Origin of the sequence: Ammoniphilus sp. CFH 90114, assembly GCF_004123195.1 — a bacterium.
Classification (GTDB): domain Bacteria; phylum Bacillota; class Bacilli; order Aneurinibacillales; family RAOX-1; genus YIM-78166.
Genome location: NZ_SDLI01000003.1, coordinates 282546 through 296438 on the forward strand (window position 1 = coordinate 282546; position 13893 = coordinate 296438).

The 13893-nt window shown below is 39.3% G+C and carries 15 protein-coding genes and 2 riboswitches; of the genes, 7 read left to right on the top strand and 8 right to left on the bottom strand.

Going from position 1 to position 13893, the window contains the following annotated elements; translation table 11 throughout:
• Positions 1 to 41 precede the first annotated feature (41 nt).
• Together EIZ39_RS09025 and EIZ39_RS26495 are read left to right on the top strand one after the other, a co-directional pair.
• On the top strand, positions 42 to 446 hold the full coding sequence (locus EIZ39_RS09025; RefSeq protein WP_129199632.1) for a hypothetical protein: 405 nt from the start codon (positions 42 to 44) through the stop codon (positions 444 to 446).
• Between the two features lie 485 nt (positions 447 to 931).
• Positions 932 to 1096: a hypothetical protein gene (locus EIZ39_RS26495; protein ID WP_164984982.1), complete on the top strand. Its 165-nt coding sequence runs from the start codon at positions 932 to 934 to the stop codon at positions 1094 to 1096.
• A 255-nt stretch (positions 1097 to 1351) separates the two neighbouring features.
• Here EIZ39_RS26495 and EIZ39_RS09030 read toward each other — a convergent pair whose 3' ends face one another.
• The 8 genes from EIZ39_RS09030 to EIZ39_RS09065 form a co-directional block, all read right to left on the bottom strand.
• Positions 1352 to 2509 (bottom strand): site-specific integrase, encoded by a 1158-nt coding sequence (locus EIZ39_RS09030; RefSeq protein WP_129199633.1) that lies wholly within the window; start codon positions 2507 to 2509, stop codon positions 1352 to 1354.
• A gap of 309 nt (positions 2510 to 2818) precedes the next feature.
• On the bottom strand, positions 2819 to 4270 hold the full coding sequence (locus tag EIZ39_RS09035) for a recombinase family protein (protein ID WP_164984983.1): 1452 nt from the start codon (positions 4268 to 4270) through the stop codon (positions 2819 to 2821).
• Positions 4271 to 4294: 24 nt separating this feature from the next.
• Entirely contained in the window at positions 4295 to 5677 is a 1383-nt protein-coding gene (locus EIZ39_RS09040; protein WP_129199635.1) for a recombinase family protein, read from the bottom strand.
• Positions 5670 to 5876: a hypothetical protein gene (locus EIZ39_RS09045; RefSeq protein ID WP_129199636.1), complete on the bottom strand. Its 207-nt coding sequence runs from the start codon at positions 5874 to 5876 to the stop codon at positions 5670 to 5672. Before EIZ39_RS09045 ends, EIZ39_RS09040 begins: the two co-directional genes overlap by 8 nt.
• Before the next feature lie 57 nt (positions 5877 to 5933).
• Entirely contained in the window at positions 5934 to 6089 is a 156-nt protein-coding gene (locus EIZ39_RS26500; protein WP_164984984.1) for a hypothetical protein, read from the bottom strand.
• A 157-nt stretch (positions 6090 to 6246) separates the two neighbouring features.
• Entirely contained in the window at positions 6247 to 6474 is a 228-nt protein-coding gene (locus EIZ39_RS09050; protein ID WP_129199637.1) for a helix-turn-helix domain-containing protein, read from the bottom strand.
• A 1013-nt stretch (positions 6475 to 7487) separates the two neighbouring features.
• Positions 7488 to 7691, bottom strand: a complete 204-nt coding sequence (locus EIZ39_RS09060; protein ID WP_129199639.1) for a hypothetical protein — start codon at positions 7689 to 7691, stop codon at positions 7488 to 7490.
• A 13-nt stretch (positions 7692 to 7704) separates the two neighbouring features.
• A complete protein-coding gene (locus tag EIZ39_RS09065; protein WP_129199640.1) occupies positions 7705 to 8103 on the bottom strand; it encodes a Na-translocating system protein MpsC family protein in 399 nt (132 codons plus the stop codon).
• A 133-nt stretch (positions 8104 to 8236) separates the two neighbouring features.
• A riboswitch (cyclic di-AMP (ydaO/yuaA leader) is annotated at positions 8237 to 8378 on the bottom strand.
• Positions 8379 to 8740: 362 nt separating this feature from the next.
• Positions 8741 to 8883: riboswitch (cyclic di-AMP (ydaO/yuaA leader) on the top strand.
• A gap of 184 nt (positions 8884 to 9067) precedes the next feature.
• Between EIZ39_RS09065 and EIZ39_RS09070 the strand changes: the two genes are divergently transcribed.
• From EIZ39_RS09070 to kdpC, 5 genes are read left to right on the top strand one after another with little or no spacing between them, the layout of a single operon-like run.
• Positions 9068 to 9406 (top strand): hypothetical protein, encoded by a 339-nt coding sequence (locus tag EIZ39_RS09070; RefSeq protein WP_164984985.1) that lies wholly within the window; start codon positions 9068 to 9070, stop codon positions 9404 to 9406.
• On the top strand, positions 9406 to 9483 hold the full coding sequence (locus EIZ39_RS27710; protein ID WP_368666312.1) for a potassium-transporting ATPase subunit F: 78 nt from the start codon (positions 9406 to 9408) through the stop codon (positions 9481 to 9483). Before EIZ39_RS09070 ends, EIZ39_RS27710 begins: the two co-directional genes overlap by 1 nt.
• 33 nt (positions 9484 to 9516) lie before the next feature.
• Positions 9517 to 11172: a potassium-transporting ATPase subunit KdpA gene (gene kdpA, locus EIZ39_RS09080; protein ID WP_483296031.1), complete on the top strand. Its 1656-nt coding sequence runs from the start codon at positions 9517 to 9519 to the stop codon at positions 11170 to 11172.
• Positions 11173 to 11200: 28 nt separating this feature from the next.
• Entirely contained in the window at positions 11201 to 13231 is a 2031-nt protein-coding gene (gene kdpB / locus EIZ39_RS09085; RefSeq protein WP_129199643.1) for a potassium-transporting ATPase subunit KdpB, read from the top strand.
• Between the two features lie 55 nt (positions 13232 to 13286).
• On the top strand, positions 13287 to 13865 hold the full coding sequence (gene kdpC, locus EIZ39_RS09090; protein WP_129199644.1) for a potassium-transporting ATPase subunit KdpC: 579 nt from the start codon (positions 13287 to 13289) through the stop codon (positions 13863 to 13865).
• The last annotated feature ends 28 nt before the right edge of the window (positions 13866 to 13893 follow it).

Consider the following 13893-nt stretch of genomic DNA (forward strand, 5'->3'; position numbering starts at 1 on the left):
AATTGCTTTGGAAAGGAAGACGGACAAAGGAGTTTAAATTTATGGACTTAGATCTAATTAAGAGTCTAAAACCAATTGGTGATGGCACTTTTGATAAAGAACCCTTCGAAGAATATAAGAAACGCGCGGCACCTTTACTTCCGAATTTTCCAGAATGTGCATTAAAGAATTGGATCTATAGACATTATGCAGATATTGATAACTACTCATTTCTGGGTTTTGAGAAGATGCACTTCAAAGAAGAGCTTTGGTCAAAGGATGATATCTACAACTATATAAAGTCATTTTACCCTGACCTTATCGATTCTTTGGGTTATCAGATTTACGCGCGACATGATAAATCTTGGTTGCAGAAGTACATGTTAAAGCATAAGACATGGAATGCGCCTATTATTGTATATCAAAACACCTCTCATCCTGATATTGGAAAACCATATCACCTGTAGAAGGTCACCTGCGTCTTAACTACTTTAGGATAATTTATTGTAAAGAAAAAGAAATCCTGCGGGATAATCATAGGATTTGGTTAGTCACAATTTAGTTGACTTCCGAGCTGCTGATGAAATTGGGCAGCAATTTCTTTAGTTATGGATGTTTCTTCATCTGTCGGTCCCTTCGGTAGCTTTTTACTTTTTATTATGCACCACATTTAGCTACGACTCGGCTAACAGCATGTTGTTAGCCCTTCAAAATCATCTGCAGGCTGCAAAATTATATGTAATGATGTGGAAAAATACGCCATATGGGGGTTTTGAAATGTCTGCTCCTGACAAGGTAACCAAGTTTCGTATATCACTTAGGAGAGCCATTTGCTCCAAGTAATGAAGTTATACCGGAAACGTATATCCCAATGGTAGAGTATGGTGTATGTTGGAAACCTTGTTTACTTCCTCAGGGGATGCTCTTTAAGAGCGAGGGAGTGTTGACGGAAGTGATTACACATGACTTCCAAACGGAGCTATGTTTTGATAACGGTGCGAAGATACTGGTTCCAGAGGGGAAGATCGAGAAGACCTTGCATGGTGCTTATAGCTACCGAGAGGGTGATGTGGACGTGCATATGGGATTAACTGAGAAGATAGAAAAAACCTCCTAGTTGTGAGTGTGAGCTAGGAGGTTAGTAGGGTAGTTATTCCGCGAACACCTCTTTATTTCCTTTTTATAAGTTTTTATTGAGAATCCTTTTTTGTTCTAAAACTTGTTTGAAAATAGACTATTAAACGCGATTGTATTGAAAGATATAGATAAACTTATTCCTCGTATAGATGACATTTAGCAGAGAGTAAATAACATATGAACCCACGTTGGCTTAAACTAGAGGCTATTAAGAAGGACTTATTAAATAAATATGCTAACAGCGAATTAGCAATCTGTCGAATTTCTCAGCTGCAGCTTGATCGTTTTTTTGAAGAACATGGGCATATACTTTAGATATCATGCTTAGATCACCATGCCCAAGCCGGTTTACCACTGTCTTTAAATCAACGTTTTCAGAGATCAATATTGTTGCATTAGTGTGTCTTAATGAGTGTAGGGATTTTTCTGGCAGCCCGTTTCTCTTTAGGAATTTTTTAAACCAGTTGTTTGGTGTTCCTGGGTGCATAGGTGCTCCATTCCATTGGGTAAAGAGCCTATTATGATGTTCCCATTTTTCACCGAGCATTTCTATTTCTTGATCTTGTATTTTTTTATACGCTTGTAATAGTTGGACCAATAATGAAGAAATTGATATTGTTCTGCGTGAGTGATTATTCTTTGTATCCTTCTCAAATACACCAAGATCCTTCGTATATTGGCTAGTTCGCCATACAGATAGTGTGTTTTTGGTAAAATCAATATCACACCATTCTAACCCAAGAAGCTCACCTTTTCTGAGTCCTGTCGTTATGGCAAGCAGGATCAATACTTTGTATTTCATCGGCTCATTATCAAGGGACTCTAACAGTTTTTGAGCTTCCTGATCTGTGAAAAAATCCGCTTCTTGGTGTTCAACTTTTGGTGGAGTAACATTACTTGCAGGATTTTGCGATAACAACTGCCATTCTACAGCATCTTGAAGTATTGAAGATAAGCAACTGTGATGATGGAGAATTCGACGAGGTGAAAGTTTGCCGGGACGCCCATCTTCACGGATACCATCTTCAGATAAATTTTTATAAAATTCAATTAGATGAACTGGTTTTATCTGATCCAATTTAAGGTGACCCATTGCAGCTAATATACGTTTAAGTAGACCTTTGTACAATGATAGTGTAGTAGGTGCAAGATTAATTTCACCGTAATTTGTTATCCAGTAATCAACGTATTCGTTAAGATTCATCTTTGAAGGTTCATGATATTGTCCCTTCTCTATTTCTGCAACAAATAAGGCTAGTTGCTTCCGTGCCTCGCGCTCGGTTGTGGCTTTAATGGTTTTTCTATAACGAATGTATTTTCCATCGGGGCCAATTCCAGAGCGAACAGAAAGTCTCCAAATACCCTCACCGCGTTTTTCCAATGTACCAGCCATGATGGTTCCTCCCAGTGATTTATTATCTCGGCAAGAGAAAGTTTAACCCTGCAAAAAAGTGTTAATTCACTAGGTTTGACGATTAGGTTTTTTGTCTAGAATCTTAATAAGGTACTCGGTTTTATAACCGTCGTTTGATCCCACGACGGCTAAAAAACCGAGACGTTTATTACAAAATCCCTTGGCATCAAGGGATCTTATAATCTTTTGCGGCATGTTCTAGACGTATAAAACCAACTCTTAGAGTTTTCGTCCAACAACTTTAATTCTAATGCAAATATTTTAGGCTTTTGAACCAATGTCTTTTTTTTAGAGAGATAATGATTTTAATTCAATATGCTGTTCATTATCGATGAAGTCAATAATTACTCTTTTCGTAAACTGTAGGACCAATATGCGGAGTTCCGACTGTCTAAGCATGGAAAGATTTGAGTTAGTAATAATGGAAAAGAGGTTGGTAAATCCTTTGTTGGACATAAGTCGTTCTACTTTGATAAGTTCTTCTTTATTGAGTTCTATTTGTTCTTTAAAGGAATCCATTGTAACTTGTAAAGCTGATTTCCACTCTTCGAATAATTCATTACTGTCATCTAATAAGGACCGATGATACTCGACTATGTCTAACTTGTGTTTGAGATCTGTACTCTTGGATTTGAGATCTTTTTCCCATTGCTTCAGCATTTGTTTGGTATATCCCTTACTGTCGGTTAAAACTGTGAGTATTTTTTGAATAAATTTCTTGATAAACTCTGGGTGAACAAGCTCTGGGGATATCTTGTTTTTACACTTGTCGCAATAGTAGTTCAGATAACTGTTCTTAGAACCTGTTGGCGTATTGTCTTTGCATTTAAGGATTTCTGAACACTTTTTGCATTCAATAACACCCCTTAAAAGAAAAGGTGTCCTCATTTTCATTCCGAAATCATTCTTAAGTTGACGTACTTGAACGACAAGATTCCAGAGAATTTGAGGGATGATAGGTTCATTAAAGTCTTTTATTACTTCAAACTGATCTTTTGGTTTCCTTGCACCATTTGAATGACTCTTCCGTTTGCCATTTGTATAATCACCGATGTATGTGTGATTATTAAGGATGACATCTATACTACTTGGGCTCCAATTTCCATTTGAACGAGTTGGAACATTGCATTGATTGAGTAAGTTCGAAATATCTTTGTTACTTGTCCCCCATATTGCTAAGAAGAATATAAAGTTAACGATGGGGACTTCATGTTCAACGGGAACAAGCTTTCCTTCAACTAGGATGTAACCATATGGCGGTGGGCCTCCTGGCCTTTTTTTATTACCTAACAATGTATTCCTTGTATCAATGACACGTTGGGATATTTTCCTTGAATCAGACTCACTACTTATCATTTTGATTTTTACTTCTAAGCTATCTGGATCCCATTCACCACTCTTGCTAGTACTATAGAATTTAAAGTAAGGTTTCCTTCGTGCAATTTCACGTACAATATCAATGACGAAATCACTGCCCGATTGTCTGCTTACCCGTGACTCCTCGTAAAAGAAGAGAGCATTATAATCACCATTAATAGCTTTTTCTACTACTTCTTGCATGCCCGACCTTTCAGATGCACTTGAATGATATGCCGATTCAATCTCCTCAATAAATTCTATGTCATACTCTTGTGCTGATGGGAGACCTAGAATTTTTTCCCTCTGAATATCAAAGCTAAGATTGTTCTTTTGTTTATATGACGACTTTCGTAAAATTCCAAGCGCTTTCGACTTTTCCATTTCGGTCATCTCCTTAAAGTGAGATTACTTTCCCTGATGTTGGATAAATTCTTTAAAAAAGAAATGGAACATTACATTTCCATTTGAAATTTCTACTTTGTCCACAACTAGATTTGCAAGTTTTCTTAGGTTAGTTTTTAGACATCCTTCAATAACTTTTTTATGTACTTCTTGATGTAACAGATCTATGTCGCTAAGTGTAAGGTTAAGTTGGTATTTTTTTACCGACAGTCTTCGTATTTGGGATTTGAGTTCTTTAATTAATTGAAATTTGTGTAACACAAGTGGGTTGGATTTATTTGGCGCAAAAGATAAGGATAAATTAATGCTTTCTTCTTTAATTTCATTATGAATCTTGGTTATTGATGCTTCTATCTCATTTATTAGCTTGATAACTGATGCTCTAGTAATTTTCTTTAATTTTCCAGTAGCCATACTATTAAAATGATTAACCATAGCCTCTTTCAATAATTTGTCCAGTTCCTCTACATGAATAGTTACCCGAGAATGATTGTTTTTGCAAAGAAAGTAACCAGCACTGGTTAAACTTTTCCCCTTTATTTTCATTTGTTGGTTGCATACTGCGCAGTAAGCTTGAACCACAGGGTTGTCATTCATTGCTTCAAAGATGTCCTTGCTGAAATGATTCAACTTGGTCCTCACATTGAGGAACATTTCCAATGAAACCACTGATTCAACGTGTAGTAGTGACTGAAATCCGTATTCTTCTTCGCAGTGGCCACTATAAAAAGGATTCTGTAGTATTTTTAATATTTCAAATACATTAGGCTTTTTGAATAACTTCTTTTGTTTCTCAAGGTAATCAAGCATATCCTTAGGAGTTTGAGCTTTCAAGCAAAGGTTAAAGAGGTTAACTAAGCGGTCCTTTTCTTCAAGCTTTATTTTATAGAAATCTTTATTGCTTCCATCTTTGATTTTTTTATATCCAAAAATTGCGTAAGGGTTTCTTTTGTTACGATCCTTTGTTCTCTGCTGAAGGTTTCTTCCTTCCTGGTCGCAAAAAAGGAATGCCAATAGCTCCATATCCTTGGTCTGTTGGAAAGACGTATGATTTTCCATGGTGAAAATGACTTCTACTTTGTAGTCATAAAATATTTGTACGATGCTGGAGTATTCGTACATATCACGTGACAGACGATCTCTTGCGTAAACAATTACAGTCTTTATCTGACCTGCTTTGATTAGTTCAAGTAATTCAACCAGTTTAGGTCTCTTATGCAATTCATTCTTGAGTGCAGATACCCCATGATCGTTTAATTCAATAAATTCCTTAACTGCCATTTTCTCAAGATAACTTTGGTTGGCACCAATTTGCATATCATCATTTTGTGACGATGTACTTACACGGTAATAGAGAGCTATAGAGGATTCAATGTACTTAGTCATTGTTTACTTCTCCTTTATCTTCCATATTTTCGATAAGCTTTAAGAACTGATGCGCTGACATGATGAAACTACCTGCATGGAACGGATCAAGTTTCAGTTCATCAATGATCAGTTTGGTGAGCAACTGATGGAACCAAATCAATGATTCTTTGGGTGATTCGTTGGTGTAAGTAATACTCGTTACTTTTAGATCCTTCATAAAGTATCCTCCTTGGAGAGTCTGAAATGCTAAAAGACTCTCCAGAAGAAGGTGATTTTATACGTCTTCGTTAGATTCTTGTTCTAGATCCCAGAAGTTAAGTTGGAGTTGACTGTCTTTAATGAGTTCAACATCTGGCGTATTTGGTCTTTTTATTGTTAGAACATACGTTTCGCTCCCACGGATGTTCAGTTCTTTGAAGATTTTATTCATTTTGTTCCCCCGAATTTTCTGCTATCCAAAGTATGAAAAGTTGAATTACTTCTTGGGAGATATGGTTCTCTTCACTACACTCAAGTGCTGAGACTAACCAAGGGTATTTGCTTTGGATTGACTCCATAGAATATGCTCCTTTAAAATTAGTAAAACTTTATGGTAGGATCTTTCGGATTTTACCGGATTGCGTTTCAAGTGGAGCAATTATTGAACTTGCCTCCTGTTGTTCAATCCATTGTTGAAGGCTTTCCAGTCTAAACATGATGCGTTGCCCAATACGGAAATGTGGGATTTTTCTTTGCCTTGCAGCATCTAATACGAGCCAGTAGCTTACCCCTAAATATGAAGCTGCTTCTTTTGCGGTTAGTGTTGCTTTTAGCATGCATACTCCTCCTTCCAAGATGATGATGTTATTAGTCAACGACCATGAAAGAGAAAACGGTCGTCATTTTTGTGTCTAAATTATGAACGTTTCTCAAGCGGAGTTTACTGCTAAAAGTAAATAAAATACTGATAACTAATTAGAAAAAAACAGACGCAATTCTATTTAGAAACTAAATAGAATTGCGTCTGTTGTTTGTAATTGGATTGTTCAAAATGGAAGCTTACCGAAGAAGTTACACTTGAAGACATTCATAAACATGGAAATTGCTACATTGAGCTTAAAGTAAATGAACCTAAAAGAGCCATCGTGTGGAAGCGAGCAATAGTGGGAACTCCAATTCAATTGGATATCATGAAGGGGAAACGTTCAAAAATCTTGTTGTTTGTTATTTTGTTATTATCGCTATTTTTGTGGCTTAATTCATTAAAACTAACGGAACAGGTTCAATGGTTCACTGGGACGATATCATTGGACTGTGTATGCAAATTAACCATTTATTTATTTTTCCACTTACTTTTGGAGTGTTGACGGCCTTTATTACTGTTCAGGAATACCAAACAGAGGCAGTAATTAATCTATTTATTTTACCATTAGCCGAACAGCTATTATCTTGTCCAAAACAATAACTTTATTCATTATCCTAATGGCATTAAACTTTATTTCTTACATCTTAATGATAGGAACAGCATTTCTATTTATCCATCCAGGAAGAGCAAAAGACTTATTCATTACGCTGCGATTGCGTTAAAAACAATTTTTATGCAGTTCTTGCTTATACCTGTGTTTATCTGTGTTGGTGTTTGATCAAGTCATTAAATACCAACGATTGTTGCTGCTCGTGTTTTTATCATGGTGGACTTTGTTTCATTAGCTATGTCTAGTATAGGACCTCTTAGAACTAGGGAACAAAGAGTGCCAAACATTTATGGTTTGGCACCCTCATAAACATGAATGATTTTCAGTCATCTTTTTATAATAGCTCAGATTCGATAATTCTCCGTTGTAATTGGCTAAGCTTTCTCTAAAGCAACGACATTTTTGATATCAATGTCAGTAATGGTTTTAATTTGACCGTCATGGAGGGTAATCTCTGCCATCGATCTGTCTGGACTTAACCAAGTCAATTTACCTTGGATGCGTGTCTGGTGCTTGGTCATAACCTCAACAATCATATTCTGATTAGCAAATAATTGTCTACGAATTTCTTCTATCATGATAGATCCCCTTTTAATTGGCTGATAATTTTTTTCCTGTGCATTCTTTGTCTAGCATTTTTTCGACATCTCGATCCATCACGAAGACTTCAATACGTTCTTCTGTCTTAGTGCTGATATCGCTATGACTACTTAGTACTTTACATCCGGTGTATCGTTGAACAATGGCTTCAAAATCTTGACTATACATCTCACGTAGGGTTTGTCTCATTTTTTTAATTAATCTTCGACCTTGATCATTTTTAACCAAGTGCTTTTCTTCCACGGTAAGAACCCCTTTAAAGCGAAGAATAACCATATCCTCTACAATGTAGGTCTTTGCCTCCTGTGGACCACGTCCAATTAATTCTCTTTGGAATTTAATAAATGCTTCGCTTAACTCTGCTTCTAATTTCTTTTTTGTTGAAGCCATGGGTATCCTCCTAGATTATGGTTAAAGGGGAGAGCACATGCATTTTGGACGCAAAAAAGCCACAAGAAGAGGTCTCCTCTTGTGGCTTTTGAATTCACCACAAAATAAACGTGATGAAAAGCACGCGAAAAAAGATGCCTCTCTCTAACGCTGACGAGGTTAGCTGACGGATTCGGGCATGAGAGTAGCCCTACTCAAAAGAGATTCACCCCTGTGATGGCAGCCATCACGATGGTTCCCCCGCTCTCCTTAAGGAGATTAAGCGATTAGCATGTTTATAACATTTGATATGGGATGATCATACATGCTGTTCACAAAATTTGTAAAGAGTGAAAATCACAAGAAAAAGCTGAAAAAGTAATCTTGATTGCGCTAACATTTATGGTTTACTTATTTTTTCTAGCTCTATCTCTGTTTATTAGGATAAATAGAAATCTTACACTTTAGAAATTCAAATCATTTATAAAAAACTTAACTAAAACCATGAAAATGGGAGAAAAAGATAAAGACAGTTATAAATACGTAGAAAACAATATTGTAATCTCGGGTAAATGCAAAAAAATGGCTGAAATTGAAGCAATTCAAAGCTTCACAACGATCGACAAATGAGATTATAATAAGTCACATCAAGCAAACAATTGCAGATCGGCCAAATCCCAGGGCACCTGGGAACGGAGGACCCAATTAAGTGGGGTTAATTCTACTTCGGTAGAAGGGATGAGAAAGCTTCTTCGCCATCCTACCCGTCAGCTAACTTCGTCGGCTAAAGCGAGGGAGGTCAATGACCGCCTATTTTGAGGGGGCTTTTTTGTTATCTAGGGATCTGGGTGACAAAAGGTTTCTTTAAGATGAATAAACGCAGGTCTTTTTGTTTTGCTTAAAATTAAATACCACTGTTTAAAAAGGAACAGGGAGACAGATCGCAAAGAGGGCACTACGTGTCGGCTGGGCGTTAGGTAGACCAATGAGTACTTTTTCTCCACATGTGGAACGAAATCAAGCTAGTAACAGAACGCTTTACGCCTATTTGGTGTTGCGTACGAATTTGATTTCGTTTCGTGGGGTTGAGGTAAGCATTGGTCTATTTTTTTTGCTCCAGGGTGAGTGGTTTGAACCGATTCAGGCCGTTCACAAGGGAGTAAGAGGACGTAGCTCACAGGGCTTCTTGGTGACGGAGAACAAGGAGGTGTTGAAGATGATGGACGTTTTTATGGTGTTAATCATTGTGGGTCTAGCTTCTACGATGGTGGGACTAGCGAAATTTTCTGAGCAGGTAATTGAGAAAGGAAGCGATAGATCATGATGATCGTTTTGGGTTTGGTAACAGCAGCCACCTTTATCTATCTAGGATACGTATTAGTGAACCCTGAGAAATTTTAACTACCATTTGGAGGGATTACGTTGACAACGCCATTGATTTCTGTTGGGATTACCTTGCTTCTAGTATTATTACTTGCTAGACCTATGGGTCTATATTTAACTAAAGCATTTGATTACAAGCCGACAGGTGTGGATCGCATCTTCGGATTTGATAACTGGATTTTAAAATTAGGCGGTGTACGAAAACAAAATCAAAGCTGGAAAGAGTACGCGCTGGCTATTATTTATTCGAATACCTTAATGATTTTGATTACCTACACGTTTTTCCGAATTCAAGGCGTACTACCACTGAATCCAAGTGCGATTACGGCGATGGAGCCGACCTTATCTCTGAATACAGCAATCAGCTTTATGACCAATACAAACTTACAGCATTATAGTGGAGAAAGCAGCTTATCGTATTTAGCTCAGATGATGGGGATTGTATTCCTCATGTTTACAGCACCAGGTACTGCGTTAGCGGTTATTATCGCTTTTATCCGTGGATTAGCTGGAAAACCTTTAGGTAACTTTTATGTGGACTTAATTCGATCCATTTTCCGAGTGTTGCTCCCCATCGCTTTTGTAACGGCTATTTTCTTTGTATTGCTTGGGGTGCCACAAACGTTAGATCCAACCGTTACGGCAACGACAATCACCGGTGAAGAACAACAAATCGGAAGAGGACCGGTTGCTTCCTTCCTTTCCATTAAGGAATTAGGAAACAACGGAGGAGGATTCTTCGGAGTCAACTCCGCCCATCCATTCGAAAATCCGAATGCGATTAGTAATTTGATTCAAATCTTACTCATGTTGTTATTAGGAACAGCTACACCATTTGCTTATGGCCATATGGTAGGAAATGCGAAGCAAGGCCGCGTATTATTCGTTTCGATGTTCATGATGTTTTTAATAATGGCGGGTGTTTCGTTATCTTCTGAGTACGCGGGTAACCCAGCTTTAAATTCATTGGGAATCCAACATGAGCAAGGAAGCATGGAAGGAAAAGAAGTGCGTTTTGGGGTTGCTCAATCTGCCTTATACTCTGTCGTTACTACCGCTTCCGAAACAGGAGCAGTTAACACGATGCATGATACCTTAACACCAATCGGTGGAATGATCACGATCTCCAATATGATGTTAAACACCATCTTTGGAGGGGTCGGGGCTGGGTTCTTAAACGTATTGATGTATGCGATGATTGCGGTTTTCTTATCTGGGTTAATGGTGGGTCGCACACCCGAGTTCTTAGGTAAGAAAATTGAAGGAAAGGAAATGAAGCTGATTGCCTTAACCTTGTTGGTACATCCGATTTTAATTCTAGTTCCTACAGCGATTGCGGTCATGCTTCATCCGGATACGATTTCAAACCCAGGCTTCCATGGAATTACGCAAGCGATGTATGAGTATACGTCATCCGCAGCGAATAATGGTTCTGGCTTTGAAGGCTTAGGAGACAATACCCCATTCTGGAATATTTCAACGGGAATCGTGATGTTCTTGGGCCGTTACTTCTCCTTCGTGACGATGTTAGCGGTGGCGGGTTCGTTAGCTGCAAAGAAGAGTGTTCCTGAAACTGTAGGTACCTTCCGTACCGACACTCCATTATTTGCTGGGGTATTCATTGGAACCGTACTTCTGGTTGGTGCGTTAACCTTTTTCCCAGCGCTCGTTCTGGGTCCGATTGCTGAATACTTAACCCTTCGCTAAGTGTGAAGAACTCGATGGAGGAATGGAAATGAGTCAAAATAATAAATCAATGATGAATTCAGAGATGGTCATCCATGCACTGAAACAATCTTTTGTAAAACTAGACCCACGTATCATGGTGAAAAATCCCATCATGTTCGTTGTGGAAATTGGCTTTGTCATCACCTTACTCGGTACCATCTTTCCGAGTGCGTTTGGCGGAGCGGTTCCTTTCTGGTTTAATGTCACGGTTACATTGATCTTACTAGTCACCATTTTATTTGCTAATTTTGCAGAAGCTTTGGCCGAAGGGCGTGGAAAAGCACAAGCAGATTCGCTGAAGAAGACGAAGAAGGACATCTTAGCGAAAAAGCTCGTGAATGGAGCCATTAAGAATGTACCTTCTACGGATTTACGGAAAGGGGACATTGTCCTCGTAGCTCAAGGTGAACTCATCCCTGGCGATGGGGAAGTCATTGAAGGAGTGGCTTCCGTCGACGAATCGGCGATTACAGGTGAATCTGCTCTTGTCATCAAAGAAGCAGGTGGAGACTTTAGTTCTGTCACGGGTGGAACTCGTGTCGTGAGTGACCAAATTAAGGTTCGCATAACCAATGATCCAGGAGAGTCCTTCTTAGATCGCATGATCTCGCTCGTGGAAGGCGCTCAAAGACAAAAAACACCAAACGAAATTGCACTCAACACCGTGTTAACGAGTTTAACTTTAATCTTTATGATTGTTGTGGTTACGTTGCCTTTTTACTCCAACTATTTAGGGTTTACCCTTGAAGTTCCCTACTTAATCGCTTTGCTCGTTTGTTTAATTCCAACGACCATCGGGGGGTTACTGTCTGCGATTGGGATTGCGGGGATGGACCGTGTCACCCAATTCAATGTTATTGCGATGTCCGGTAAAGCCGTCGAAGCATCTGGTGACATTAATACGATTATCCTGGATAAAACCGGAACCATTACCTTTGGGAATCGGATGGCCAGTGCATTAATCCCAGTTGGAGATTCCAAATTAGAGGACCTAGCTGGTTGGGCAGCGATTAGCTCGGTGCAGGACGAAACGCCAGAAGGACGTTCAGTACTTGAATTAATGAAAAATCAGAAGCTCAAATATAATGAATCCTTGGCTTATGGAAGTGACTTTATCGAATTTAAAGCGGAAACTCGCATGAGTGGATTGGATTTAGAGGATGGACGTCAAATTCGCAAAGGCGCCGTCGATGCCGTGAAGAAATGGGTATCCGTTCATGGAGGTCAGATTCCTGCGGATTTAGATGCCAAGAGCAATCAAATTGCCAAGGAAGGTGGAACACCGCTGGCTGTCGCTGTGGGTCAAGAAATCTTTGGACTCATTTATCTGAAAGATACGGTTAAGCCTGGTATGCGTGAGCGTTTTGAGCAACTGCGAAAAATGGGCATTAAGACGATTATGTGTACGGGGGATAACCCACTGACGGCAGCGACGATTGCCCGGGAAGCCGGAGTTGATGATTTTATCGCAGAAGCCAAACCAGAGGATAAAATCGATGTCATTCGCAAGGAGCAAGCGGAAGGGAAACTCGTGGCAATGACAGGGGACGGAACGAACGATGCACCAGCGCTCGCTCAGGCGGATGTCGGATTAGCGATGAATACTGGAACCGCTGCGGCCAAGGAAGCAGCCAATATGGTAGACCTGGATTCAGATCCTACCAAAATCATTGAAGTAGTTTCGATTGGTAAGCAGTTACTGATGACCCGTGGAGCGTTGACGACCTTTAGTATTGCCAACGATGTAGCCAAATACTTTGCCATTATCCCGGCGATGTTTATGTTTGCAATTCCTGAGATGGCGGTTCTTAATGTCATGGGTCTAGGTTCACCGATGTCAGCGATTCTATCCGCGCTCATCTTTAATGCCATTATCATCCCCATGCTCATCCCGTTAGCGATGAAGGGAGTAGTCTACAAGCCGATGAGCTCTTCGGAATTATTAAGAAGGAATCTCTTTATCTATGGATTAGGCGGTGTCATTGCACCGTTTATCGGAATCAAGGTAATTGATGTTTTATTAAATCTATTGGTCTAATGACGAGGAGGGGTAAGCCCTCCTTCTACTATACGATGCGAAAGGGTGCACCCCAATGGGATCTCATTTATTCAAAAGTTTACGTTTAAGTGTCGTTTTGATGCTGTTATGTGGATTAGGATATCACTTACTGGTTACAGGTATTGCACAAGCCCTTGTTCCTTACCAAGCGAACGGAAGTCTAATCTTGAATGAGCAACAACAAGTCATTGGATCCGAACTGATTGGTCAGAATTTCAATGACCCAGGTCTCTTTCATGGGCGAATCTCAAGTATTGAACATGACGGTTCAGGTTCAGGTTCGAACAATTATGCGCCTTCTAATGAAGACATGATGAATCGAACCAAGGAATCGATAGCGAAGTGGCAAGCAGAAAACCCAGATGTTCCTGTAAGTGAAGTACCGATGGATCTAATGACCAATTCTGGTTCTGGATTGGATCCACATATTAGCCCTGAAGCAGCCATTGCTCAGATTCCTCGCATTGAGAAAAATACAGGTCTAGATGCAGCGACCATTCAAACTTTAATTGAAAAGAACACACAAGGAAAAGAATGGGGGATCTTCGGTGAGCCTCGTGTGAATGTCTTAAAGCTCAACCTAGATGTGTTAGCGGAGTTAAAGAAGGAATGATCGACAGCCTGACTTACCGGTATCGGGG